The organism is Rhizobium oryzicola, from assembly GCF_030504645.1.
Lineage (GTDB): Bacteria > Pseudomonadota > Alphaproteobacteria > Rhizobiales > Rhizobiaceae > Neorhizobium > Neorhizobium oryzicola.
On the sequence record NZ_JAUKWQ010000008.1, the window covers coordinates 1 to 25,290 of the forward strand.

General features: G+C 59.7%; 28 protein-coding genes. 21 read left to right on the forward strand and 7 right to left on the reverse strand.

Features of this window, described 5'->3' with window-relative positions; translation table 11 throughout:
- On the reverse strand, positions 1–259 hold a 259-nt coding region (locus Q2T52_RS19815; RefSeq protein ID WP_302078579.1), incomplete at its 3' end, for a hypothetical protein.
- A 583-nt stretch (positions 260–842) separates the two neighbouring features.
- Between Q2T52_RS19815 and Q2T52_RS19820 the strand changes: the two genes are divergently transcribed.
- The gene (locus tag Q2T52_RS19820) at positions 843–1,259 is read left to right on the forward strand and encodes a hypothetical protein (protein ID WP_302078580.1); all 417 of its coding nucleotides are present in this window, start codon (positions 843–845) and stop codon (positions 1,257–1,259) included.
- Between the two features lie 51 nt (positions 1,260–1,310).
- Positions 1,311–1,526, forward strand: coding sequence for a hypothetical protein (locus Q2T52_RS19825; RefSeq protein WP_302078581.1), 216 nt, complete (start codon positions 1,311–1,313; stop codon positions 1,524–1,526).
- A gap of 13 nt (positions 1,527–1,539) precedes the next feature.
- Here Q2T52_RS19825 and dusA read toward each other — a convergent pair whose 3' ends face one another.
- Positions 1,540–2,592 carry a tRNA dihydrouridine(20/20a) synthase DusA gene (gene dusA / locus Q2T52_RS19830; RefSeq protein ID WP_302078582.1) on the reverse strand — a complete coding sequence of 351 codons (1,053 nt, stop codon included), beginning with the start codon at positions 2,590–2,592 and terminating at the stop codon, positions 1,540–1,542.
- Positions 2,593–2,895: 303 nt separating this feature from the next.
- On the opposite strand from dusA, the gene Q2T52_RS19835 reads away from it, so the two are divergent.
- From Q2T52_RS19835 to Q2T52_RS19860, 6 genes are all read left to right on the forward strand, one after another.
- Entirely contained in the window at positions 2,896–3,210 is a 315-nt protein-coding gene (locus Q2T52_RS19835) for a BufA1 family periplasmic bufferin-type metallophore (protein ID WP_302078583.1), read from the forward strand.
- Positions 3,211–3,254: 44 nt separating this feature from the next.
- Entirely contained in the window at positions 3,255–4,163 is a 909-nt protein-coding gene (gene bufB, locus Q2T52_RS19840) for an MNIO family bufferin maturase (RefSeq protein ID WP_302078755.1), read from the forward strand.
- Positions 4,150–4,935 (forward strand): HvfC/BufC N-terminal domain-containing protein, encoded by a 786-nt coding sequence (locus Q2T52_RS19845; RefSeq protein WP_302078584.1) that lies wholly within the window; start codon positions 4,150–4,152, stop codon positions 4,933–4,935. Before bufB ends, Q2T52_RS19845 begins: the two co-directional genes overlap by 14 nt.
- Complete coding sequence (locus tag Q2T52_RS19850) at positions 4,928–5,452, forward strand: DoxX family protein (protein WP_302078585.1); 525 nt, start codon at positions 4,928–4,930, stop codon at positions 5,450–5,452. Before Q2T52_RS19845 ends, Q2T52_RS19850 begins: the two co-directional genes overlap by 8 nt.
- Positions 5,453–5,658: 206 nt before the next feature.
- Positions 5,659–6,225, forward strand: coding sequence for a sigma-70 family RNA polymerase sigma factor (locus Q2T52_RS19855; RefSeq protein WP_302078586.1), 567 nt, complete (start codon positions 5,659–5,661; stop codon positions 6,223–6,225).
- Positions 6,212–6,847 carry an NrsF family protein gene (locus Q2T52_RS19860; RefSeq protein ID WP_302078587.1) on the forward strand — a complete coding sequence of 212 codons (636 nt, stop codon included), beginning with the start codon at positions 6,212–6,214 and terminating at the stop codon, positions 6,845–6,847. The genes Q2T52_RS19855 and Q2T52_RS19860 overlap by 14 nt, the downstream gene beginning before the upstream one ends.
- Here Q2T52_RS19860 and Q2T52_RS19865 read toward each other — a convergent pair.
- The gene (locus Q2T52_RS19865; RefSeq protein WP_302078588.1) at positions 6,801–7,748 is read right to left on the reverse strand and encodes a LysR family transcriptional regulator; all 948 of its coding nucleotides are present in this window, start codon (positions 7,746–7,748) and stop codon (positions 6,801–6,803) included. The genes Q2T52_RS19860 and Q2T52_RS19865 overlap by 47 nt on opposite strands.
- Before the next feature lie 119 nt (positions 7,749–7,867).
- On the opposite strand from Q2T52_RS19865, the gene Q2T52_RS19870 reads away from it, so the two are divergent.
- Positions 7,868–8,734 (forward strand): aldo/keto reductase family oxidoreductase, encoded by an 867-nt coding sequence (locus Q2T52_RS19870; RefSeq protein ID WP_302078589.1) that lies wholly within the window; start codon positions 7,868–7,870, stop codon positions 8,732–8,734.
- A 34-nt stretch (positions 8,735–8,768) separates the two neighbouring features.
- On the opposite strand, the gene Q2T52_RS19875 is transcribed toward Q2T52_RS19870, so the two are convergent.
- The gene (locus Q2T52_RS19875) at positions 8,769–9,956 is read right to left on the reverse strand and encodes an ROK family protein (protein ID WP_302078590.1); all 1,188 of its coding nucleotides are present in this window, start codon (positions 9,954–9,956) and stop codon (positions 8,769–8,771) included.
- A 319-nt stretch (positions 9,957–10,275) separates the two neighbouring features.
- On the opposite strand from Q2T52_RS19875, the gene Q2T52_RS19880 reads away from it, so the two are divergent.
- The 10 genes from Q2T52_RS19880 to Q2T52_RS19925 all read left to right on the forward strand — a co-directional run bounded on the left by Q2T52_RS19880 (position 10,276) and on the right by Q2T52_RS19925 (position 20,784).
- Positions 10,276–11,871, forward strand: coding sequence for an ABC transporter substrate-binding protein (locus tag Q2T52_RS19880; protein WP_302078591.1), 1,596 nt, complete (start codon positions 10,276–10,278; stop codon positions 11,869–11,871).
- Between the two features lie 14 nt (positions 11,872–11,885).
- The gene (locus Q2T52_RS19885) at positions 11,886–12,914 is read left to right on the forward strand and encodes an ABC transporter permease (RefSeq protein WP_302078592.1); all 1,029 of its coding nucleotides are present in this window, start codon (positions 11,886–11,888) and stop codon (positions 12,912–12,914) included.
- A complete protein-coding gene (locus Q2T52_RS19890) occupies positions 12,911–13,807 on the forward strand; it encodes an ABC transporter permease (protein WP_302078593.1) in 897 nt (298 codons plus the stop codon). Before Q2T52_RS19885 ends, Q2T52_RS19890 begins: the two co-directional genes overlap by 4 nt.
- The gene (locus Q2T52_RS19895; protein ID WP_302078594.1) at positions 13,794–14,642 is read left to right on the forward strand and encodes an ABC transporter ATP-binding protein; all 849 of its coding nucleotides are present in this window, start codon (positions 13,794–13,796) and stop codon (positions 14,640–14,642) included. Before Q2T52_RS19890 ends, Q2T52_RS19895 begins: the two co-directional genes overlap by 14 nt.
- A 14-nt stretch (positions 14,643–14,656) precedes the next feature.
- Positions 14,657–15,394 carry an ABC transporter ATP-binding protein gene (locus tag Q2T52_RS19900; RefSeq protein WP_302078756.1) on the forward strand — a complete coding sequence of 246 codons (738 nt, stop codon included), beginning with the start codon at positions 14,657–14,659 and terminating at the stop codon, positions 15,392–15,394.
- A 57-nt stretch (positions 15,395–15,451) separates the two neighbouring features.
- The gene (locus tag Q2T52_RS19905; protein ID WP_302078595.1) at positions 15,452–16,432 is read left to right on the forward strand and encodes a mannonate dehydratase; all 981 of its coding nucleotides are present in this window, start codon (positions 15,452–15,454) and stop codon (positions 16,430–16,432) included.
- Between the two features lie 219 nt (positions 16,433–16,651).
- The gene (locus Q2T52_RS19910; protein ID WP_302078596.1) at positions 16,652–18,076 is read left to right on the forward strand and encodes an alginate export family protein; all 1,425 of its coding nucleotides are present in this window, start codon (positions 16,652–16,654) and stop codon (positions 18,074–18,076) included.
- Between the two features lie 154 nt (positions 18,077–18,230).
- On the forward strand, positions 18,231–18,917 hold the full coding sequence (locus tag Q2T52_RS19915; protein ID WP_302078757.1) for a fumarylacetoacetate hydrolase family protein: 687 nt from the start codon (positions 18,231–18,233) through the stop codon (positions 18,915–18,917).
- Positions 18,918–18,947: 30 nt separating this feature from the next.
- Positions 18,948–19,475 (forward strand): gamma carbonic anhydrase family protein, encoded by a 528-nt coding sequence (locus tag Q2T52_RS19920; RefSeq protein ID WP_302078598.1) that lies wholly within the window; start codon positions 18,948–18,950, stop codon positions 19,473–19,475.
- 106 nt (positions 19,476–19,581) lie between these two features.
- The gene (locus Q2T52_RS19925; protein WP_302078600.1) at positions 19,582–20,784 is read left to right on the forward strand and encodes a GGDEF domain-containing protein; all 1,203 of its coding nucleotides are present in this window, start codon (positions 19,582–19,584) and stop codon (positions 20,782–20,784) included.
- A 7-nt stretch (positions 20,785–20,791) separates the two neighbouring features.
- Here the strand turns inward: Q2T52_RS19925 and Q2T52_RS19930 are convergent, their stop codons facing one another.
- From Q2T52_RS19930 to Q2T52_RS19940, 3 genes are read right to left on the reverse strand one after another with little or no spacing between them, the layout of a single operon-like run.
- Entirely contained in the window at positions 20,792–21,193 is a 402-nt protein-coding gene (locus Q2T52_RS19930; RefSeq protein WP_302078602.1) for a Fur family transcriptional regulator, read from the reverse strand.
- On the reverse strand, positions 21,190–22,083 hold the full coding sequence (locus Q2T52_RS19935) for a metal ABC transporter permease (protein WP_436799561.1): 894 nt from the start codon (positions 22,081–22,083) through the stop codon (positions 21,190–21,192). Before Q2T52_RS19935 ends, Q2T52_RS19930 begins: the two co-directional genes overlap by 4 nt.
- Positions 22,004–22,894 carry an ATP-binding cassette domain-containing protein gene (locus Q2T52_RS19940; protein WP_302078604.1) on the reverse strand — a complete coding sequence of 297 codons (891 nt, stop codon included), beginning with the start codon at positions 22,892–22,894 and terminating at the stop codon, positions 22,004–22,006. Before Q2T52_RS19940 ends, Q2T52_RS19935 begins: the two co-directional genes overlap by 80 nt.
- 100 nt (positions 22,895–22,994) lie before the next feature.
- Between Q2T52_RS19940 and znuA the strand changes: the two genes are divergently transcribed.
- Together znuA and zigA are read left to right on the forward strand one after the other, a co-directional pair.
- Complete coding sequence (gene znuA / locus Q2T52_RS19945; RefSeq protein WP_302078605.1) at positions 22,995–23,960, forward strand: zinc ABC transporter substrate-binding protein ZnuA; 966 nt, start codon at positions 22,995–22,997, stop codon at positions 23,958–23,960.
- Positions 23,961–24,049: 89 nt separating this feature from the next.
- Entirely contained in the window at positions 24,050–25,258 is a 1,209-nt protein-coding gene (gene zigA, locus Q2T52_RS19950; RefSeq protein WP_302078606.1) for a zinc metallochaperone GTPase ZigA, read from the forward strand.
- The last annotated feature ends 32 nt before the right edge of the window (positions 25,259–25,290 follow it).

A 25,290-nucleotide genomic window follows, 5' to 3' on the forward strand; every position in this document is an offset into this window, starting at 1 on the left:
TTTGCGCAGATCCTGTCCATGGCATCTCGGGCAATCCATCCGCGACCCTCCTCTCCAAATCACCTGCCGGAACCAAATAGAATCCCGAAAGCTGATTCTGTAAACACTGCCCCTTGTGGGGGAGATGCCCGGCAGGGCAGAGGGGGGTGACAAGAATTTCGACGAGCATACAGATCGCGCAAGCTTTTGATTTAGCTTGTTCCTCTGGCGCGATACAAAGGCATGGCCGCGCGTCTCCCAAAAAAATTTGCTTCTGCATTTTCCCCGCTCCCAAAACTCGTGCCTACAATCATCCCGTTCCGCAGCGGATACACCGGCAGGCGTGCCGGCGATGCGGAGCCGGTTCGGGTGTTGAGGACAAGACGCAAAGCCTCATCATCCGGGTTCGCGAAACTTGAGTCCCCCTCCGGCGACACGGGCGGAGAGGATGCGCGTCGGACGTCAGCGCTTTCTCTTCGAAATACCCAGCGGCGCGTCGGACGCATCTGTGTGATGCACAAGGGGAAGACGGGTTCGGGCGCGCATCGCCCGTTGTCCGCCTGCCGGTTCGAAAGAGCCAGCGGGAACGGCGATGGCAAACGGCTCGATCCGATCTTCCAGTCAGAGGGACCCCACACGCGGGCAGAAACAACCGAACGGGGCGCTGAGAGGTGCTACCTATACTACCCAATACGAGGCAGCTTTCAGCGCCCCGGCCGAAATACCCGCAGGTCCAGCAAAAGTGCGCAGCGGTTTTGCGCCCGGGACATGCGGCAAGAACAGAAACCAAACCACGGGCCACCCGGTCGCGTGAAGGGCGGCGCATGGCCGCGTGTGAACCCCAATCTCCAGGAGATCAACCGATGACGATCATGCAGCCAAGTCCCGAGGAGGAATCTCCCTTCTTCCTTCGCCATGTCATGGAGGTATCGGGCGCGCCGTCGCTTCAGTGCGGCAACCGCGCCTGCCGCCGCTATCACCGCTGCGTCGGTATTTTCGCGGACGACCATCTGCCTTGCGAACATGGCAAGCCTTTTGGCGGGTCCGCGGCGGCCGCACGCATCTCGCGTCTGGCACTGAACCTCATCGAGGCCACGGTGCGTGGCACGCCTGCCGAAGGCATGGCCGAGGCCGACCCAACCGAACGCGAGATGGCAATCCGGCTGGTGCGCATGATCAGCCCCAAGCGCTACTGGCGGCGCATCAACCGCACCCTGCTCCGCAGTGGCGCGCGCAAGCCGCACCCTCGAAAAATGGGGGTAGAAAATTTCCGCCGTTAAATGAGCATCAACGGACAGATGGCATATACGAGGAAAACGCATGATATCAGGATGAGTGCCTCCATGATCGGTTTCATCAACACGCAGAACCAGCCGGTTTTCATCAACCCGGCGCAGGTGCTCTACGTCACCGTCTATGAGGCGGAAGTCACCATCATCGCGCTGGCCGCCATCGGCGCAGGCGGCAAGCCGATCTCCATCTATGTGCGCGGCAATGTCGATATCGTGCAGCGCAAGCTGTCACGCGGCCTGACGGACGAGGTCTGAGAAGCGCGGTGTCTCAGCCCGCAAGCCGTTCGGCGTCCGGCTGGGCTGCCTTCGGGCCTGCGGCAAGATCGACAACGGCAAAGGCGGTGGCGATGATGTCAGGTGTCGCACCCGGCTTGGTGGCATCGGTGGAGAGGATCTGGCGGAAACGGCGCGCGCCGGCAAAGCCCTGGAACAGGCCGACCATATGCCTTGTGACATGGTGCAGCCGCCCGCCCGAGGCGATTACCTCATCCGCATAGGCCATCATCTTGTCGCGCAGCGCCAGCCAGTCGAAATCGCGAGGCTCTTCCCCATAGAAGGCGGCATCGACGCCCGTCAGCAGCCCGGCATTCTGATAGGCGGCGCGGCCGAGCATGACTCCATCCATGACGGAAAGATGCGCCGCAGCCTGACTCAAATCCTGAAGACCACCGTTGATGCCCATGAAAAGGTTAGGGTTTTCCCGCTTTACCGCGTGCACGAGATCATAATCCAACGGCGGAATTTCTCGGTTCTCCTTTGGCGACAGACCCTGCAGCCAGGCCTTGCGGGCATGCACCCACAAGGCATCGGCACCGGCCTCCACCATGCGGGCAACGAAGGCGGGCAGCACTTCTTCCGGCTGCTGGTCATCGACGCCGATGCGGCATTTGACGGTGACGGGAAGCGCCGTCGCCGCCTTCATGGCGGAGACGCAATCCGCCACCACATCAGGCGTCTTCATCAGGCAAGCGCCGAAGGTGCCGCTCTGCACCCGGTCCGACGGGCAGCCGACATTGAGATTGATTTCGTCATAGGCGAAGTCGGCGGCAATCTTCACGGCCTGAGAAAGCTTGGCCGGATCAGAGCCGCCAAGCTGCAGCGTCACAGGATGCTCGGCGGCGTGATGCGACAGCAGCCGTTCACGCGGGCCATGGATGATCGCATCCGCCACCACCATTTCCGTGAAGAGAACAGCATGCGCCGACAGCTGCCGGTGGAAGAAGCGACAGCGACTATCAGTCCAGTCGATCATGGGGGCCACGGCGAAGACGGGAGCCTTGAAATAGCGGCCGTGCAGTCTGGCGTTGGACGTCTGCGTCAATCTTGTCTCTCGTTTCGTCCCCCTGCATTCTGGATCGGCTATACTGTCATCACCTGAAGACGGGAGGCATGGCGTATAGAGAAAACAGCAGCGGGATTGGATCAGCTCATATTACCCACACCGGCGTAATGGGTGTGCGCGGGTGCCATATCACGAGATGGTGCCGTTTGATAGGCAGGCAGCGGAAGCGGGTCGCACATGCTCACGGCTTCGTGACATCGATCTCTGTAACGAACATCCTGCGCCCTCCGAAGAGGTGGTGTGCCCAGCAGTTTGGGACATCATCAGCAACGGAGAACATCCATGTCGAAAGCCGCCATCAGCACCGCCCTGCTCGCCGGTGTCATTACCTCTGCCCTGTCTACTCTTGCCGCCGCAGGTCCGCTCACCAAGGCGGAAGCCGATGCTGCCGTCGCAGCCCATAAGGAAAAGTGCTTCGGTGTTGCCCTGAAGGGCCAGAATGATTGCGCCGCCGGCCCCGGCACCACCTGCCAGGGCACTTCCACCAAGGACTTCCAGGGCAATGCGTGGAAGTTCGTTCAGGGCGGCACCTGCGTTTCGCTGCAACTGCCGGGCGACCGCAAGGGCTCGCTGAAGCCGCTGACCCGCGACATGTGATCTGAATTTGGAAAGCGGAGGGGATGATGAGCAATTCCATGGGGATGCAGAACAACCTTGCGGACAGGGCTGATGCCGTCCGCTTTCCACATTATGCGGTCGCCGGACAGGCGGGCACAAGTTTCAAGCCGGAGCATCTGCCGGCCATTCTGGCGGCGAGCGATCGCTGCGGCTTCTTTGAAGTGCATGCGGAAAACTACATGGGCGCCGGCGGCCCGCCGCATCGCGCACTCGAACGCATCCGCCAGGATTATCCGGTCTCGATCCACGGTGTCTGCATGTCGCTCGGCGGCCCTCAGCCGCTCGACCCTGACCACCTTCAACGCTTCAAGGCATTGGTGGACCGCTACGAACCGGCGATGATCTCGGAGCATCTGGCCTGGTCGACGCATGACGACATTTTCTACAACGACCTGCTGCCGCTGCCCTATAACGAGGCCACGCTTACGCATGTCTGCGACCATGTCGACCAGATGCAGAGCGTGATCGGCCGCCGGATCTTCCTGGAAAACCCGTCGACCTATGTCGCTTTCACGGACACCACCATGGCCGAGGTGGATTTCATCCGCGAGATCGCAAGACGTACCGGCTGCGGGCTCCTGCTCGATGTCAACAATGTCTTCGTCTCGGCCGCCAATCACGGCTTCTCAGCGCTCGACTACCTCAAGGATTTTCCGCTTGAAAGTGTCGAGCAGATCCATCTCGCCGGACATGCAGAACAGGAGGATGGCGCGGGCGAAAAGCTGCTGATCGACAGCCATGACCGGCCTGTCGCAGACGCTGTCTGGCAGCTTTACGAGATCGTGCTTTCCCGGCGTGGACCGGTACCGACGCTGATCGAATGGGATAGCGAGCTGCCTGATTGGCCGGTTCTGCGCGCCGAGGCACGCGCCGCTCAGGCCATTCTCGATCGCCATAGCGACACGGGAGGATTGCGCGATGCTGCAGAATGATGGCACAGCGCCAATAGCGGCGTCCTTCGCCGGAGCGCTTCTGCGCCCGAACGAACCGGTACCACAGGACATCACATCGCATCATGGTGCTGGACTGATCGAGCGCTACAACGTCTACCGCAACAATGTTACGGTCAGCCTCATCAATGCGGTGGCATCCATCTATCCGGCGGTGCAGCGCATTACTGGCGAGGATTTCTTCCGCGCCATGGCGCGCTTCTACATTCGGGCGCATCCGCCCCGCTCGCCTTTGCTGTTCGCCTATGGCCGCGAATTCCCCGATTTCATCGAGGCTTACGAATATGCCAGCTCCATGCCATGGCTTGCCGATGTCGCGCGCATTGAACGGGCATGGCTGGATGCCTATCACGCCGCCGATGCCGCCCATCTGGCCCCAGACATGCTGTCCGAGATCGCGCCCGAGGGTCTGGGGGCTCTGCGATTTCGCCCGCACCCCGCAACGCGCATCCTTCGCTCGGCCTACCCTGCCGTGACGATCTTCAGCATGAACCACAATGGCGGAGAAGTCTCTGCCGTCGAAGACCGCCCGGAAGATGCGCTGGTGACCCGCAGAGATGACGAGGTGATGGTAACGCATCTGGACAGCGGTGCTGCCGACTTCCTGCAGGCACTGATCGCAGGGGAAACGCTCGGCACCGCCGCCGCACTCGGCCTGGAGGCGAACCCGAACCTCGATCTTTCTCGACTGATCGCTGTCGCACTCGATGCCGGCGCCTTTTCCTCCCTGGACATGGAGACCTCCCATGACTGAAATTTCACGCCCCATACGCAACACGACAAGCCTGGCGCCACTCGCTGCCATCACCGGAGCCCTGACAGCACTGCAGCGCCTCGCACAGCCTGATCTTGTGTCACTGGCACTACGGCTGGCACTCGCCGTACCTTTCTGGAAATCGGGCATCTTGAAGTGGGACGGTTTCCTGCAATTGAGCGATACCGCCGTTGATCTCTTTACGCAGGAGTTCATGCTGCACCTGCCGGGCGGCCCCTATCCCTACCCTGCTCCAACGCTGATGGCCTTTCTGTCCGGCTGCGGCGAGGTGGTGTTCTCCACGCTTCTGATCATCGGCCTTGCGACCCGCTTTGCAGGTCTTGGCCTGCTGGGAATGACCCTCGTCATCCAGCTGACTGTACCGGAGGGATGGCCGATCCATTTGACGTGGGTTGCGATGGCGCTTGCCATCATCCGACTGGGGCCGGGACGCATGTCGATCGACCACGTGATTGCGCGGATCTGGAGCCGTTCGCCGCAGGTCATGGTCAGTTGAACGGTCCGGCCATGGCCTGCGCCTTGATTGTAAATCACTGGTTTTATTTGCAATGCCGCCTAAAACTATGGGACCGCCCGCAGCGGACCGTAACTTTCTCTTGAAGTCTTCGCCGCTCATACGTTCAATGCATCGATCCCAAAGGCAGGTCGCGAGTGGGCGATCTGCCCGGGGGTCATGGGACGGGACGCGGGGATGATGGGTGAATGAAGCATTCAGCCCGTGAAGAGGAATGGGCGGACTGGTTGCGCATGGCCATGAAGGGCGATGCTGCGGCCTATGATCGCTTTCTGCGGGCGGTGACGCCCTATCTGAGGTCCATCGCACGCCGGCGGTGCGACCTTTTCGGCATCCCCACCGGCGAGGCGGAAGATGTGGTGCAGGAAGTGCTGCTGGCCGTTCACCTGAAGCGCGGAACATGGGATACCACACGGCCGATCGGTCCGTGGCTCTCGACGATCGTGCGCAACAAGATGATCGACAGCTTTCGCCGCCGCGGCCGGCATGTCAGCGTGCCGATCGAGGATGTGATGGAGACGCTGGAGGCGGACAACCGGCAACCCGGTCTCGACCGGATCGATGTCGAAAAAATGCTGGCGGGCTTGCGTGATCCGCAGCGAGAGATTGTTCGTTCCATCTCGGTGGGCGGCGAAGGTATTCGGGAAACGGCCGAGCGCCTGAAGATGTCTGAAGGGGCCGTGCGTGTGGCCCTGCACCGGGCGTTGAAGGGGCTTGCAGTTCTCTATCGGAGTGAAGAGCGTGCAGACAGATGATCTGATCCAACTGCTGACGAAAGACGCCCCGGTCAAACGGCGCTTCAACCATGTCTTCGTCACAGCAATAGCAGTCAGCCTGCTTGTATCCTTCGTGCTGCTCCTGATCACGCTCGGTTTGAGGCAGAACCTCCTGCAGGCGGCCCAGACGCCCCGCGTTGCCTTCAAGATCGGCCTCACCGTTCTGCTGGCCATCACCGGCAGTCAGGTTGCGCTGCGTATCGGCAAACCAGGCGTGCCCTTGCGCCCTGCCCTTCTGGCGCTTGCGCTGCCCGCGGCAGCACTCGTGATCGGTGTTGTCTCGGAACTCGCCGTGGTTCCCGCCGCACAATGGGAGCCAAGCCTGGTTGGGCGCTATCCTGCGGCTTGCGTCTTCTTCGTCAGCCTTCTGTCGCTCGCACCGCTGACGGGGTTGATCTACGCGCTGCGACAGGCGGCACCGGAAAACCCGGCCAAGGCCGGAGCGGTCGCGGGGCTTGCATCAGGCGCGCTTGCCGCTTGCGTTTACGCTCTCCACTGCCCGGATGACAGCCCGTTGTTTGTCGCGACATGGTACCTAGCCGCAATTGCTCTCGTCACGAGTGCCGGAGCGCTTCTCGGCAAACGCCTGCTTCGCTGGTAGCTGACTTTGCCGTTGCCTTTACGAAATCGATGAAAGCACGCAGAGGCGCCGGCACGAGCCGCCGACCGGGATAGTAGAGGAACGGCCCGGAAAAACTGAGCCACCAATCCTCCATCACAGGCACAAGCGCTCCACTCTCGAAGTGCGGCTTCAGCCAGTCTTCAAAGAGATAGATCACACCGACACCCGCCTTTGCCGCCTCGACGCCGAGGTCGGTGCTGCCGCCGGATTGAACGACCAGACTGCCGCTGGGTTCGATCATCACCACCTCACCGCCCCGCTCGAATTCCCACGACGGAAGTGCACGACCGGAAAAGCGTCCACGAATGCAGTTATGCGCAAGCAGATCACGCGGATGTTGGGGAACGTCGTTGGCGGAAAGATAAGCGGGCGACGCAGCCAAGGCAAACCGCTGCCGGCGCGGGCCGATCGGCACGGCAATCATGTCCTGCTCCAGCCGCTCGTCATAGCGTATCCCGGCGTCGCAGCCGCTTTCTATGATGTCCACAAAGCTTTCATCGGTGACGATCTCCAGGCTGATATCCGGGTAGGCCGCCAGAAAGGCGGGTACAATGTCCGGAAGGACAAGCCGGGCGGCGCTGCCCGGAACGTTCAGCTTCAAGGATCCGGCGGGCCTGTTTCCGTGGCTTGTTGCGTGATCCAGCGCCGACGCGATTTCAGAAAATGCCGGCCCCACCCGCTCCATCAACGTCCGCCCTGCTTCGGTCGGCTGCACGCTCCGCGTGGTGCGGTTCAGAAGGCGGACGCCCAGATCTCCTTCCAGGCGCTTGACGGCGTCACTCAAGGCCGACGAACTCATTCCGCTCGCACGGGATGCCTCGCGGAAACCTCTGGCGCGGGCGACCAAAAGAAACGCTTCCACATCCGCCATCTCGGGCATCTTTGTCTCCGACTTCTTCAACGGATTGTCCGCTCAGGCGGACACCGTGTCCGGATTGTAGCCGATTGTGACTTCTATGTCAGGGCCCTATCTTGCGCTCACCAACAGGAGACTAAGCCATGACACAGATTGGAAAATCGGGAACATTCACGCTTGGCGACCGCACCGTGCGCCGTCTTGGCTATGGGGCGATGCAGCTGGCTGGCAAGGGCGTCTTCGGTCCGCCACGCGATCACGCAGAAGCGATTGCCGTTTTGCGCGAGGCGATCGAGAGCGGCGTGAACCACATTGACACCAGCGACTTCTACGGCCCGCACGTCACCAACCAGATCATCAGGGAGGCTCTGCATCCCTATGGCGACGACCTTACCATCGTCACCAAGGTCGGAGCGAAACGCGGTGCGGACGCGTCCTGGAACCCGGCCTTTTCGCGGGAAGAACTCACACAGGCAATCCACGACAATCTGCGCAATCTCGGCCTTGAGGTGATCGAAGTGGTGAACCTTCGTGCCATGTTCGATGTGCACGGCCCGGCCGAAGGATCGCTCGACGAGCCGTTGGAAGTTCTGGCCGACCTGAAGCAGAAAGGCCTGCTCCGGCATATCGGCCTCTCCAACGTCACCGCAAAGCAGATTGACGATGCCAGACGCATCACCGACATCGCCTGTGTTCAGAACCAGTACAATCTGGCTCACCGCGAAGACGATGGCTTGATCGACAAGCTGGCCGCGGAAGGAACGGCTTACGTACCATTCTTCCCGCTCGGCGGCTTTTCGCCATTGCAATCGTCTACCCTGTCGGACGTTGCAGCCCGGCTCGACGCAACCCCCATGCAGGTTGCGCTGGCCTGGCTCCTCAAGCGTTCGCCGAATATTCTCCTGATCCCCGGCACCTCTTCACGAATCCATCTACGGGAAAATCTGGCCGTGGATACGCTCGAACTGCCGGAAGATGCGCTCTCCGAACTGGAGAAGGTCGCTGGTTGACCTATCCGCGCCCTCTAGGGTGAGGACGATCACCCTACGTCAAAGGCAGCAAAGTAGGCTTTGCCAGCAAGGGTTTGTAAAACCGTTCAGCAATACGGCGCGCAGCAAGATCGCGCGCCAACAGGCATGCCCCCAGCAAGGTTGCCTCCGATCCCTTTTCGGATATGGCGACCAAAGTGTCCTGATTGCGGTTTTGAAATTCATCAACGATGATTTTCGCAAAGGCGGCATTGCGGGTCAGTCCTCCACCCAGAACCATGACGCTCGGGTCGAGGATGCTGGCGGCAGCTGCCGCAATACGGCCAAGGGCGACGCCATGCTCGTGCATCAGGGTTTCTGCGCGTCCGCAACCATTTGCCGCAAGCAAAAAGAGTTCCTCCGGTGAAGACACAGGCTGTCCCTTGGCCTCAATAGCCGAAGCAGCCCGCATAAGCCCCACCGATCCGTAACGACGTTCGATCGCATCCTTCTCTGACGGCACCGCATCGCTCCAGGACAATGGGACCTGAGCAAGCTCGCCGCTACCGCCCTGCCCGCCTCGGATCAAGGCGCCGTCGGCGAAGAAGCCGAGACCGATACCGACCCCAATCTGCATATAGGCTGCGTCATCATAACCGCGCATCAGTCCGTCCTGATGCTCCGCCACCGCTGCGCAATTGACGTTGTTCTCCACCAGGAATGGAATAGAGGATGGGAGCTTCGACGTTGCAACGAATAGTTCTGTGATGTCGAGAGCAAGCGGCCGCGGCCGATCGGGCCGCAACAATTGCCTTGGCACGACCTGATTGACGGCGAGAGCCACAACAAGGGGAGCCTTCTGCAGGCCTGCAAGGACGCGCGAAGCAGCGACCAGTTCGCCCGCCAACCTGCCGACCACCGCCGCGTTTTCGCGATGTTTTACACTTTCATGCGCCAATAGGCGGCCATTCAGACAGCGGGCCGTAAAGCTTACCTGGGTAGAACCGATGTCGACTCCCAGGACCCAACCCGCCTCGTCACTAACGCCATAGACAATCGTCGCACGCCCTCGCGCACCCTGCTCGCGCCGCAACTCGGTCACAATTGAACTTGCTGCCAATTCCGAGAGCCCAAGCGTAACGGACGGAAAGCTAAGCCCTGTGCGCTCGCTCAGGAGTCTACGGTTCGCCTCGCCTGCCTCAAGCAGGTGGGTGAAAACCAGTTGTGCAACGTCGGATAGTGTCAGGTCCCAGAGATCATGCATCAATCTCTCCATTGCACCTCACCTACCTCACCTCGGCAAGCTCATCCAGCCTTAAAAGGCGCTTGACCGAATTATTAAAGTCAGTAACTTTAATTTTGTCGAGAGGGGAGGCTTGGCGATGAAGCGGGCTGCTAAGGCCGGCAACGGGCTGGATTAGTCGTAAGGTAGAGGCGGTTTTGCCGCGATCAGTTTCTTTACGAGTCGAGTCTCACCGGGCGGAAGCTGAGGACGCGACGCCAGACATTCAATGAAAAGTAGGAACAGCATACCTGATCGGCGCAACACCGATCCGGATATCTTTTGGGGAGGAGGAATTCTAATGACTTATCTTATTACCAGATCAATTTCGGGAGCCGCCCTGGCGCTTCTGGTTTCGACCGCACCAATCGCGAAAGCTGAAACACCAGCTAACCAGCTGGTCATTGGTACGTCCCTGGCGCAGGTTCTTTCTGTGGACCCGCAGCAGGGAACGGAGCCGAAGACCCAGGAAATCCTCGCTGCCGTCTATGACCGCCTCGTCTACGTGGACGAGAAGAACCAGCTCAAGCCTCAATTGGCAGAGAGCTGGACAGTCGACCAGACAGGCATCACCTTCAAGCTGCGTGACGCGAAATTTTCCTCAGGAAATCCGGTCACTGCCAAGGATGTCGTCTTTTCACTGGTGCGCCTGCTGAAGCTCAACCAGTCAGCATCATCCTACTTCAAGAACTCAGGCTTTAGTGCCGACAACATCGAAACCCTCGTCAAGGCGGTGGACCAGAAGACGCTGCGGATCGAACTGACCAAAGCCACGACATCCGAGGATCTGCTTTATCGTCTGGCAATGGGTATCTCGAGCGTCGTGGACAGCGTGGAGGTACAGAAGCACTTTGCCAATAATGACTATGGCAATGAGTGGCTTCGCACCAATGCTGCAGGCTCCGGTCCTTATGTCCTGCGCCGCTGGACCCCGAACGAAACCGTCATTCTGGAAGCCAATAAGGACTACTGGGGCAGCGCACCGAAGATGGTCCGCGTCATCATGCGGCATGTACCCGAAAGCCAGACCGCGCGCCTGATGCTGGAAAAGGGCGATATCGACATCGCCAATGCGCTGACGGCGCCTGACGTGAAGTCCTTTGTCGGGAATGCGAAGTTCGCCATCGACGCCACCAAGGTCGGCGGCTTCTATGTTCTGGCGATGAACGCGGCCCGCGAGCCTCTGTCGAAACCCGAGGTGCGTGAAGCGCTGGCCTATGGCATTGACTACAAGAATATCGCTGCGACGATCCTGGGGCCTTACGGTCGTCCACGCAACGTGCCGGTGCCGGAAGACTGGGCAGGCGCCATCGCAAACCCCGACTGGTCTTTCCAGCCGGAAAAGGCCAAGGCGCTGCTGGCCAAGGCTGGCTATCCGAACGGCTTCTCGCTGACGCTAAAGACCATCGCACAACCGCCCCGCGTCGACATGGCGACGGCCATCCAGGCCAATCTGGCCCAGATCGGCGTGAAGGTGGAGATCAAGCAGGGTAATGGCGCAGATATCGTGGCCCAGCACCGCGCACGTGATTTCGATCTTCTGATACCGCAGTCGGCTGCCGTCATGCCGAATGCGCTCGGCGCCCTGAATGACTTCGTCACCAACCCTGACAACCGCGCGGAAGCGAAGAATGCCGGCAACTTTGTCTGGCGTTCGGACTGGAACATTACGGAAATCAACGCCCTGCGCGACAAGGCAAATGCCGAAGCCGACACGGCCAAGCGCGCAGACATGGTCAAGCAGTTGCAGGAAATGTTCATTGCGCAAAAGCCGGCGGTGTTGCCGATGTTCGAGCGGTTTGAACCCATCGTGCGCAATGTCAACGTGGTTGGCTACAGCCCCAATCTCTGGGCGCTGAATCGACTTGAGAACGTGACGAAGACGGCGAAGAAGTAGTCGGTCGACCGATCATGAAGGAATTTACACCCATTGAAGTCGCGCGGCGTGTTGGACAACTCGCCGTGAGCCTCTTCGCACTGCTGATCGTGACTTTCGTGATCGGGCGCGTTCTGCCGACCGATCCGGTCGGAGCCATTGTCGGTGAACTGGCGGACCCCGCGGCTTTTGCGGCGATGCGCCAGAAACTCGGGCTTGATCTCCCAATTTATCAACAGTTCATCATTTATGTGGGGTCGCTGCTGCGCGGCGATCTTGGCACAGCCATCCTGACCGGCAATCCGGTGACGAAGGATCTTGCAAAGGCGTTTCCCGCAACGTTCGAACTGGCAACGCTTGCCGTCATCATATCAACGATCATCGGGGTCCCGCTTGGCATGCTGGCGGCCCTCTTCCGTGACACCTGGTTCGATCAGATTGCGCGCGTGGTGTCACTGGTTGGGCACTCCATTCCCGTCTTCTGGTTTGGCGTGGTCGGCCTCGTCATCTTCTATGCCACGCTGGCCTGGGTTGGCGGGCCCGGACGCGTCGATACCTACCTGGACGGCCTGATCGAGCCGCGCACAGGCCTGCTTCTCGTGGACAGCCTGCTGGAGGGTGACACGGAGACCTTCTGGAATGCCGTCAGCCATATCGTGCTTCCGGCCTGCATCCTTGCCTATTCGGCCATGGCCTATATCGCTCGCATGACCCGCAGCTTCACCCTGGAGCAGCTCAACCAGGACTACGTCATTGCCGCCCGCGCCAAGGGCGCCTCAAGCCGACGTATCGTCATTGGGCACCTACTGCCGAACATTGCTGTCCAGCTCGTGACCATCCTTGCCATCTCCTATGGCGGCCTGCTGGAAGGCGCTGTCGTCACCGAGATCGTCTTCTCCTGGCCGGGCATTGGCCAGTACATGACGAACGCGCTGATGATTGGTGACATGAACGCCATCCTGGCCGGCACGCTGGTGATCGGCACCATCTTCATGGTTTTGAACTTCATCTCGGATCTGGCCTATCTGGTTCTGGACCCCCGCACGCGCGAGGTAACGCAATGAGCGCGCCCCATGTCTCCTCGACCGTCGCAGTCCGACCGCGTTCAGCCATCCTGTCCGGACTTGCTCTGGTTTGGGAAAAACTTTCGCACGAACCCGTAGGTCTCATCGGTTTCGTCTTCCTGGGCTTGCTGATCCTGGTGGCGGCACTCGCTCCCGCCATTGCTCCCTTTGATCCTGCGGCACAGAACCTGCAGGCTGCCTTCCTGCCGCCCAGCTGGGCGCATCTCGCCGGTACCGACGAGTTCGGGCGCGATATCTTGTCCCGCCTGATTTACGGCGCGCGCATCACCATCTCCACCATCCTTTCCGTTACACTGATCGTCGGCCCGATCGGGCTGATCATCGGCGTCGTTTCCGGCTTCGTCGGCGGCAGGACGGATGCCATTTTGATGCGTTTCACGGATATAGTGTTGTCATTTCCGTCTCTCATCCTGGCGCTTGCCTTTGCGGCCGCGCTGGGCGCAGGCCTCGGCACGGCAATCGTCGCGATCTCCCTCACCAGCTGGCCGGCGATCGCGCGCCTCGCCCGGGCCGAAGCGCTGATCGTGCGCAATACAGACTACGTGGCTGCGGCCAGGCTGTACGGCGCATCACCTCTACGCCTGCTCTTCCTTTACATCGCCCCCATGTGCATCCCCTCCGTCGTCGTGCGGCTTACGCTCAACATGGCCGGCATCATCCTGACGGCCGCCTCGCTTGGCTTCCTCGGCCTCGGCGCACAACCGCCGGCGCCTGAATGGGGTGCGATGATTTCGAGCGGCCGTAAATTCATGCTGGATCACTGGTGGGTCGCGGTCATGCCTGGCATTGCCATTCTCCTGACCAGCCTTGCCTTCAACCTTGTCGGCGACACGCTTCGCGACCTGCTGGATCCTCGCCATGCCCGCGCCTGATCAAGACCTTATCCTCACGGCCCGAAATCTGTCCGTTCGTTTTGGCCGCCTTGCCAGACCGGCGGTCGAAAATGTCAGCTTCGACCTGAGGGCAGAGCGGCTCGGCATTGTCGGTGAATCCGGCTCCGGCAAATCGACGCTCGGTCGCGCGATCATGCGCCTGCTGCCGTCCATCGGGCGTGCCAGCGCTGACGAACTTATGTTTGACGGCATGCCGCTGCTATCGACCACGGAAAAGCAGATGCGCAAGCTGCGCGGCAATCGCATGGCGCTGATCATGCAGGATCCGCGATACTCGCTCAACCCGGTCCTGCCCATCGGCAAGCAGGTGGCGGAGGCAGCACTCCTCCATCTCCCCGTCAGCAAGGCAAAGGCTTATGAGCTGGCCAGGGGCATGTTGGAGCGGGTGCGCATCGCCGATATCGAACGCACCATGAAGCTTTATCCGCACCAGATCTCAGGCGGCATGGGGCAAAGAGTGATGATTGCCATGATGCTGCTGGCCAAGCCACGCATGGTCATCGCCGATGAACCCACCTCGGCGCTGGATGTTTCGGTCCGCGGTGATGTCCTGAAACTGCTTGACGAATTGGTGCGCGAAAACGATGCGGGCCTGATCCTGATCAGTCACGACATCAGAATGGTGGCCGCCTTCTGCGAGCGCATCATGGTCATGTACAAGGGGCGGGTCGTGGAGATCCTGACCAGTCTTGATGAGGCGCAACACCCCTATACCCGTGGTCTGATTGCCGCCATGCCCGACCTGCATGCACCGGTACACCGTCTGAAGATCCTCGACAGAACCGCGATCGATGCCCTGGAGCCTCGCCCATGATCCCCACGCCTCCCATGATCGACGTTCAGGAGCTTTCCGTCTCTTTCGGTAACGGCGCCTCCGCGCGCCAAGTCGTCAAAAACGTGTCTTTCTCCGTCGCCAAGGGAGAAACACTCGGCATCGTCGGCGAATCCGGCTGCGGCAAATCCACCGTTCTCCGATCGCTCGCAGGCCTCGACCGCCACTGGAATGGCCGCATCAATCTGGCCGGAACGGATGTCGACAAGGTCCGCACACGCGACCAGATGCTGTTGACGCAGATGGTGTTTCAGGACCCCTATGGTTCGCTACATCCGCGCCATCGCATCAGTCGCGTCCTGACCGAACCCATCCGCGCCATGGGGCTCGGCAAGGGTTGGGATAAAGTCGATGCCGCCTTGCAGCAGGTGGGCTTGCCGGTAAGCTTTGCCGATCGCTTTCCCCACCAGCTGTCAGGCGGGCAACGCCAGCGTGTCGCCATTGCCCGGGCGCTGATGCTTCAACCGCAGATCATCCTTCTGGATGAGCCGACGTCGGCGTTGGATGTGTCGGTCCAGGCGGAAGTGCTCAACCTGCTCGCTGACCTCAAGGATGAACGGCAACTGACCTATGTCCTCGTCAGTCATGACCTTGGCGTCATCGCGCATATGTGCGACCGTGTGTTGGTCATGAAGGGGGGAGTCTTCGTTGACGCGCTGAGCAGGGAGGACTTGTATGAGGGGCGCACTCATAACGACTATTCCCGCATGCTGTTCGAAGCCAGCGCTCTCTAAATTGTCGGCGCCGTTGGCGCCGTCTGTCTTCACGTCACCAACACGGATGAAATCGAAATGTATGTAGGCACACAGGTCACCGCTCGCGAGGACGATGATTTCAGGGTCTGGGCGCAGCTCGGGCTCAAGCATATCTGCGCAGATCCGCCGGGCGCACCGGAAAGCTGGACGTTCGACGACATCGAGCGGCACCGCGACAAGGTGGAAAGCTTCGGCCTGATCCTCGACATGATCCAGTTGCCGATGTCATCGCGACCGATCGAAGAGGCCCCCTACAAGGACATTCTGCTGGCAGGGCCGAACCGTGATCGGCAGATCGATGCTGTCTGCACCATGATCGAGAACATCGCCAAGGCCGGCATTCCTGCCGCCAAATACAATCTCAACCTCATCGGCATTCCGCGCACGGAAATGGAGCGGGGCCGCGGCGGCTCGCTGAACGAAGCATGGCGCTGGGAGAAAGCCGATCCCAATACTGCACCGGGTCTCGCCGGCGTTTTGTCGGAAGATGAGAACTGGGAGCGCATCGATTATTTCCTTGAACGCGTCGTGCCCGTGGCAGAAAGCAACAAAGTGCGGCTCGCCTGCCACCCGCATGACCCCTACACGCCGCCGGGCTACAAGGGCGTGACCCGCGTGCTCGGCACCGTCGAGGGGCTGAAGAAGTTCGTGCTGATGCGCGAAAACCCGTATCACGGCCTGAATTTCTGCCAGGGTTCGATCGGTGAGATGCTGGAGAATCCCCGAGAAGAAATCGACGACATCATCCGCTGGTTCGGCAGCCGCGACAAGATTTTCAACGTGCACTACCGCAATATCCGCGGCGGCAAGCTGTCCTTCATGGAAACCTTCCCGGATGAAGGCGACATGGACATGGTGCGGTCGCTGAAGATCTACAGGGAAGTCGGCTACAAATACATGATCATGCCGGATCACGTACCGACGATTTCGGGACGCGACCCCGTCGGCGTCGCCTTCGCCTTCTGCTACGGATACATCGCCGCACTTCTCGAAGCGATGGAACGCGGGCACCTCTGAACGGCAGGCGAGATCGGCCGGATGGAGCGCCGCCGGTCTCGCTTGTGACGCCGAAGGAGATAACCTCCACCACCACTCAATATGTCCGGTTATGCTAATCATGGCGCATCCGTCTGCCATGACAGGATTGGACTAAGACCCGAATTCCGTTCAAGCGATCTGCTTGGCGCCGTCTTAAGCTTATGGGGATTACCGCTCGGCATCACCCCGGAAAGCTCCATGACCATTGCGCAAAAACAGTTCGTCCTCGCAGGCATCTCTCTCCTGATCCTTTCGCTGGGCATCGGCATTCACAGCGCAGACGCCGCCGACAGCAAAGCCCAGGCGTCCAAACGCACTGCGATCCAGAGCAACCGCTGGCAGGAAGACTGGTCACCGCTATCAGACCCGGCCCTGCGCACCGAGCCCCTCGACAGTTTGAAATACATCCCGCTTTTTCCGGACGATCTCCAAAGCTACATCTCACTTGGTGTGACGGCGCGGGAACGCTTTGAAACGAATGATGCGCCGGCGTTCGGGACCGGCTCGAATATCAGGGACTCCTATCTGATCCAGCGTCTCCAGTTTCACATTGATGCCCATCTGAATGAAAACTGGGAGATCTTCACGCAATTTGAGGATGCCAGGGCCTTCGATAAGCAGCAGGTCGGTCCCGCCGATGCCAACGAGATGGATCTCAGGCTCGCCTTTCTTTCCTATTCGCAAGACTTCGATGCCGGAACGTTCAAGGCCCGCATCGGACGCCAGGACTTTGCGTTCGACCTGCAACGCTTCGTTTCCTCGCGAGATGGTCCCAATGTCCGTCAATCCTTTGATGCTGTCTGGGCGGATTGGGAGACCTCCGATTGGCGTGTTCTCGGCTTTATCAGCCAGCCCGTTCAGTATCGCGACAACCGCCCTTTTGACGACTTTTCCGATGACGGCTTCCGCTTCAGCACGGCACGCGTCGAACGGCTTGTTCTGGGCGGCAACGAGCTTTCGGCCTATTATGCGCTCTATCAACGCGAGCAGGCTCATTACCTCGATGCGAGCGGTGACGAGCAGCGCCATATCCTGGACGTCCGCTTTGCCGGCAACGCACAGGGTTTCGATTGGGACATCGAGGCAATGGGACAGGCAGGCCGCGTCGGCTCCAAGGATATTGCGGCATGGGCTTTCGGAGCTCGGGGTGGCTACACGTTTGAGACAGCGACATGGAGCCCGCGTCTCGGATTGCAGTTTGATATTGCCTCCGGTGATCGCAAGTCTGGCGATGGCACCATCGCCACTTTCAACCCGCTCTTCCCGAACGGCTACTATTTCTCCCTCGGGGGCTACACGGGTTACGCCAACCTGATCCATCTGAAGCCTTCAGTGACGGTGATTCCGGTCGAAAACCTGACCCTGACGGGCGCTATCGGACTGTTGTGGCGCGAAACGACGCAGGATGCTGTCTATACGCAACCGAACATTCCCGTTGCCAAGACCGCAGGACAAGGCGATGCATGGACGGGCGCCTATGCTCAGTTTCGGGCTGATTACAAATTCAATGCCAATTTGACCGGCGCAGTGGAAGCCGTGCATTACCAAGTGGGCCAGACGCTTCGTCATGCAGGCGCGCGCGACAGCAACTATTTGGGCGTGGAATTGAAATATTCCTGGTGAATTCGGGCGCTTGGCCAGCCCTTGCTAAGGGGCATAAAGCCATGTGGCTTTGATCAGACACACAGTCATTTGAGCCAGAACAGGCGAGACAAGAACCGTAGCTTCTTCTAGTAACGTGGCCAGACCATTACGAAGGATCGAGTCCATGGCCGATATGCCCGTCACCGTTATTCCTCTGCCCGCCCCTGTGCTCCTGCCGATCGACGGATCGGAAGCGCGGTTTCCGGTTCGACGGGTTTACTGCGTCGGCCGAAACTACGCCGATCATGCGATTGAAATGGGCGCTGATCCGACTCGCGAGCCGCCCTTCTTCTTCCAGAAGAACGCCCAGAATCTGGTCACCGATGGCCGGTTCCCCTACCCGCCGCTTTCCAACTCCGTTCACTTTGAAGTCGAACTGGTGATGGCGCTGAAAGCCGGCGGCAGCGACATTGCCGCTGACAAGGCTCTCGATTGCGTCTGGGGCTACGGCGTTGGCATTGATTTCACCCGCCGCGATCTTCAGGACGGCCTCAAGAAGGCTGGCCGGTCCTGGGAGGCTGCAAAGGCGTTTGAAGCCTCCGCTCCTGTTTCGGCGCTCGTACCCGCCGACAAGATCGGCCATCCACAGAGCGGCGCGATCTGGCTGGATGTCAACGGCTCACGCAAACAGAAGGGCGACCTGTCGCAGATGATCTGGAAGCTGCCGGAAATCATCGTTGAACTTTCGAAGCTCTTTACGCTGGCAGCCGGCGACATCATCATGACGGGAACGCCCGCAGGCGTCGGTCCGGTGGTTCGTGGTGATCATATCCAGGGCGCCGTAGATGGCGTCGCAATGCTGGACGTCGCCGTTATCTGATCGCACCTACGCCGAGGGAGGGAGAACCGGATGCCGCTTTACACTCTGGGGGAGTCATCACCGAAAACGCCGGCCGACGGTCGCTACTGGGTTGCACCCGGCGCGCATGTCATCGGCAAGGTAGACATCGGAGAGGATGTCGGCATCTGGTTCGGCGTCACCATTCGCGGCGACAACGAATGGATCACCATTGGGTCTGGCACGAATATTCAGGAAAACACCCTGATCCATACGGATTGGGGTTTTCCCGCAACCATCGGTCAAGGCTGCACCATTGGCCATGGTGCGATCATCCATGGCTGCACCATCGGCAACAATTCGCTGGTGGGCATGGGCGCAACGATCCTCAACGGTGCGAAGATCGGCAACAACTGCCTGGTCGGGGCTAATGCGCTGGTAACGGAGGGCAAGGAGTTTCCGGACAACAGCCTGATTGTCGGCAGCCCCGCCAAGGCCATCCGTACCTTGGATGAGGAGGCGGTGGCAAAGCTAAAGCTTTCCGCCGAGAACTACATCCGCAACTGGAAACGCTTTGCGAGCGAGCTTCGCCCCGTTTAGGATGTCATCGCGCTTATATTCGCTTATGCACATACAACATAAGCTAAAATTCATCATTATACTTTAACTCGAAGTCGAGGATCCAAAGCGCCGGGCGGAGGGATTGATGCGTGACAATGAACGTTTGTTCGAGCCCAATGACGTCCAGAACCGATCGCTGATCGACAAGTATCTTCAGGCACGCGATCGCATCTGGCGCTTTAGTTCAAAAATCGAAGACCATTACATTGCCCACACCGCACGCATCAAACTGCGCCCCAGCCTGATCGGTTTCGGTGTCTGCCTGTTGTTGTTCAATCTGGGCGTTTTCTGGGATAATTACGTTAAACCGGAAATCCTCTACTTCGCCTTGGCAATCCGCATCATCGGCGTGACCATTCCCTGCCTATGCGTCGGCTGGCTGCTGTTTTTCTGGAAGAACTACCGACTGCATGACTGGCTGTTGAGCGCCAGCATGCTGCTCATCGCCTGCGCCATCAATAGTCTGGCCCTGATGCGCGAGGCACCTGCCAACCACAAAGCCTTTCTGGTCAGCCTGCTTCTAATCGTCTGCAACATCATTCTGCAACTGCGGACGCTACCCGCAGTCTTCACTTCCGTTGGCATCAGCGCGATCACAACAGCCTTCATGTGGCCGGTCTTGACCACCACCTCGCCGGGCTATTGGCAGGCGGTCAGTTACATGTACATCACCGCCGTCATTACACTGCTGGCCAATACACGCCTCGACAGCACCATGCGACGGCTTTATCTCATGATGCTGAAAGATCAGATCCGGCATGACGAGATCAGCCGGGAAAACGAAGAACTCAGCGCCTTTTCCTATACCGATCCCCTGACCGGCATTGCCAACCGGCGGCGCATGGAGCAAGCACTGCGGACCGCTTGGACGGGCGCTGAGGCCAATGGCAGCCCGCTTGCGCTTCTTCTCATCGACATCGATCACTTTAAGCGCTTCAACGATACCTATGGTCATCCGGCCGGCGATGCCTGTCTTCAATTGGTCGCGAGAACAATTGCAGGCCAAGTGCGCCACATGACCGATCTGACCGCTCGCATGGGCGGTGAGGAATTTGCGGTGCTGATGCCGGGTGCCGACGAAAATGTCGCGGAACTCATCGCGAGCCGCATCCATTCGGCCCTGGTGAACGCCCAGGCCGGTCAAACCCATTCTGTAACGGCCAGTATAGGCATCGCATCCTGCACGCCGCAGGAGGGATCAACGATCGAAGAGTTGGTCTCCTCAGCGGACAAGGCGCTCTACATGGCCAAGAACGGCGGTCGCAACCAGACGGTGATGGCGGCCTGATGGGGCTTTAGGCCGCGCAGGCGCTGCAGAGCCCGCGGATTTCGATGGTCGTCTTTTCAGACTTAAATCCCTTCTGACGCGCCCACTCGGCCAACCGGTCATCAATCGTATGATCGTGGAACTCGCTGACTTGACCGCAGCTATCGCAGATTGCGAAGGCGACGGTGCCATGATGGCTGCAGCAGGCTTCTTCCTGATGCGAACAGGCGACAAATGAGTTCAGACTCTCCAACCGATGGACGACGCCCATTTCCTGAAGCTTTTCGAGCGCCCGGTAAACCTGCAGGGGCGCGCGAAACCCATGATCGCGAAGACGATCGAGAATTGTGTAGGCGCTCAATGGCTGATCTGCCCGCGACAGGAGATCCAGAACGAGCGACTGGTTCTTGGTCAGATTAAGTGTGCTCATGTTTGATCTCCAGCAGGGCTGCGGTGGATGATCCTGCTGCCAAGCGGCAACAGGCTGATAACGAAAAGCGCCAACGCCGCCACGACGATCGACGGCCCGGATGGCGTATCCTGGTACAGAGAGCCGAACAGGCCGAGAACGACGGCCAAGGCTCCTACCAGCGACGCAGTGACGGCCATGGCTTCGGGGCTCGAAGACAGGCGTCTGGCGGTGGCTGCCGGAATGATCAGCAGCGCGGTGATCAACATAATCCCGACGATCTTCATGGCAATCGCAATCACGAGTGCCATCAGCAACATGAAGGCAAGCTGTGCCCGTTCGGGTTTCAGCCCCTCGGCTTCGGCGAGATCGGGACTGACGGTCGAGGCAATCAGCGACCGCCACAGATAAACAACAAATCCGAGCACCACGGCACCACCAATCCAGATGAAGGCGATATCGGCTGGCGTCACGGCCAGGATATCCCCAAACAGAAAGGCGATGAGATCGATCCGCACCCAGGTCATGAAGGCGACCAGCACGAGACCAATGGCGAGCGTCGAATGTGAGAGAATGCCGAGAAGTGAATCCGCCGAGAGTGCCTGACGCTTCTGCAACAGCAGAAGAAGGAGCGAAACGGCAACGGCAACCACAAACACACTGACCAGCAGGTTGATCTGGAAGAACAGTGACAAGGCCACGCCCAGCAGTGCCGAATGGGCCATCGTATCGCCGAAATAGGCCATGCGCCGCCACACCACGAGGCATCCAAGCGGGCCTGTCGTCAAAGCAAGCCCGATACCGGCGAGCAGGGCACGCACGAAGAAATCGTCAAGCATGATCCGCCGCCCTCTCCGCTCCCGTTGGCTTGCCATGCCCGTGCGCATAATCGTGATCGTGTTGATGGTCATGGCCGTGATGATGGTGCCCATCGTCTGGATGGCAATGATCCGTCACGCTACCATCCAGGTGGCGCACGCGGCCATCCGGCAGGTGCGTATGGTCGTGCTGATGGTTATAGACCGCGAGACCGCGGCCAACGTCCCCGAACAGACGACGGTAGTCGTCACTCTGGCTGACGGCTGCCGGCGTTCCGCGGCAGCAGACATGGCCATTCAGGCAGATCACTGTATCGGTAGCGGCCATGACCATATGCAGATCATGTGAAATCAATAAAATGCCGCAGCCCGTCTTGTCGCGGATCGTACCGATCAGGTCGTAAAGTGCCACCTCGCCGGCGAAGTCGACCCCCTGCACGGGCTCATCCAGCACCAGCAGATCAGGCTTGCGCGCCACCGCACGTGCCAGCAGAACACGCTGGAACTCGCCGCCCGACAGGTTCTGCACCTCGGCCTTCAGGAGATGGCCGGCCTGTACTTGCTCCAGCGCCGCCATGAGAGTGGCAGTATCGAGTGGCCCCGTCAGCCGCATCAAGCGCTCGACGGTCAGCGGCATCGTGCGATCGATGGACAAGCGTTGCGGCACGTAACCGATCTTCAAGCCTGCCGCGGCAGTGAGAGAGCCTTCATCTGGCTTGAGTATGCCGGTCGCCATCTTCGCGGTTGTGGACTTGCCCGCACCATTGGGACCGATCAGCGTGACGATTTCACCAGCTTTGATGGAAAGGTCAACACCACGTACCAACCACCGGCCCTGGCGGCGAATACCGGCACCAGAAAGCGTTACCAGCACGCTCTCCTGCGGCCGCGGTTGCATTAGCATTCGAAAAATCCTCACTCGCTGTTGCGAAGAGCTATCGCACACGTTATAGCATTACTCAATTGATGTAATAACATTACATGCGTTCTTCAAGGAGTTCCTGATGAAGTCAGCCGCTGCGATCCTACTCGCATCCAGTTTTGCCGCCGCAGCGCCGGCCACGGCAGCCCCGGATGTCGTGGTATCGATCAAGCCGCTGCATTCTCTTGTGGCCGCAGTCATGAATGGCGTCGCAGAACCGGCGCTGATTGTGGACGGCTCGGCGTCTCCGCATACCTATAATCTAAAACCCTCTAACGCTCGCACACTGCAAAACGCAGATCTCGTATTTTGGGTCGGCCCCAACATGGAAGCCTTTCTGGAGCGTCCGCTGCAGGCATTGAGCAAGGATTCCACCGTTGTTGCGCTGGAACACACCCCCGGCCTCAAGACATTGCCGATGCGTGAAGGTGGCACCTTCGAGCCGCATGCCGATGACGACGACCATGACGCCCACGCGGAAGCTCACGACCACGATCACGCCCATGGCGAAGAGCACGAGCATGAGGGGATCGATACCCATCTTTGGCTGGACCCGCAAAACGCAAAAGTCCTGGTGCAGGAGATCGAGCGCCGTCTGATCGCGGTCGATCCTGCCAATATCGCGGTCTATAACAAGAACACGATGGCCGTTCTGCAGAAGATCGATGCACTCGATGCAGACATCAAGAAGACGGTAGAGCCGATCAAGACCAAGCCCTTCATCGTCTTCCACGATGCCTACCAATATTTCGAGAATCGCTATCACGTGACCGTTGCAGGTTCCGTGACAGTGAGCCCGGAGGTTGCCCCCGGTGCCGACCGTGTGAGACAGATCCACGAGAAACTGCAAAGCCTGGGTGCCGCCTGTATATTTGCCGAGCCGCAGTTCACGCCAAAGATCCTGCAGACCGTGTCCGCGGGCACATCCGCGAAGACTGGAGTGCTCGATCCGGAAGGGGCGAACCTCAAGGCAGGACCGAACCTCTACTTTGAGTTGATGCAGAACCTCGCATCATCGCTGAACGAGTGTCTTAGCCGGGCAAGCTGACTGCAAATGCATTCCGGAATGGAAAGGCGGGAGACCGCCTTTTTCTGGATCAAAATATGTAATGGTATAACATTCTAGTGGAACTCACGATGGACAAAAGACTCCCTGTCACAGTGCTTTCGGGCTTTTTGGGTGCGGGCAAGACCACGCTGCTGAACCACATCCTATCCAACCGGGACGGCCTGCGTGTGGCCGTCATCGTCAACGACATGAGCGAGGTCAACATCGACGCCGCACTCGTGCGCGATGGAGATGCCAAGCTGTCGCGCACAGAGGAACAGCTGGTCGAAATGACCAATGGCTGCATCTGCTGCACGCTGCGCGACGATCTATTGAACGAGGTGCGACAGCTCGCGGAGCAGCAGCGGTTCGACTACCTGCTGATCGAATCGACCGGCATCGCAGAACCCCTTCCCGTCGCCGCCACCTTTGAATTCCGCGACGAGGACGGGAGAAGCCTCTCGGACGTCGCCCGCCTCGACACCATGGTCACCGTGGTCGACGCTGCCAACCTGCTGAAGGATTACGGCTCGTCCGATTTTCTGGCTGATCGCGGCGAGACCGCCGGCGACGGTGACAATCGCACTCTGGTCGATCTCTTGGTCGAACAGATCGAGTTTGCCGATGTGGTTGTCATCAACAAGGCATCGACGGCAACGCCGGAACAGCTTGAAGCCGCACGACTGATCGTCAGCGGCCTCAACCCCGTCGCGCGCATCATAGAAGTCGACTTTGGGCAGGTGGCGCCACGTCAGATTCTCGGCACGGGCCTCTTCGAGTTCGGCAAGGCAGAAACGCATCCGCTCTGGTTCAAGGAATTGCACGGCTTCAAGGACCACGTACCGGAAACGGAGGAATATGGCATCCGCTCCTTTGTCTACCGAGCAAGGCGGCCCTTTGATCCGGCAAAGCTGCACGATTTCATCAACCGCAGCTGGCCGGGCGTCATCCGCGCCAAAGGCTTCTTCTGGCTGGCCACCCGCCCCTATTACGTCGGCGAACTGTCTCAAGCCGGCGCCATCATGCGCACACAGAAGCTCGGTCTATGGTGGGCGGCAGTACCCGAAACACAGTGGCCTCAGGACCGGCAGTTCCGGGACGGACTGGCGCGCTACCTTCACCCCACCTGGGGAGATCGCCGCCAGGAGATCGTCTTCATTGGCGCCGAAGCGATGGACGAAGCCTGGATCCGCAATCAGCTGGATATCTGTCTCCTGCCGGACAGCGAATTCAAGCCGGACCGTTGGCGCAATCTGCCAGACCCGTTCGCAAGCTGGCAGCGGCAGGCTGCCGAGTGAGCCCTGCAAGGCAATGGAAATACTGAGCGGTC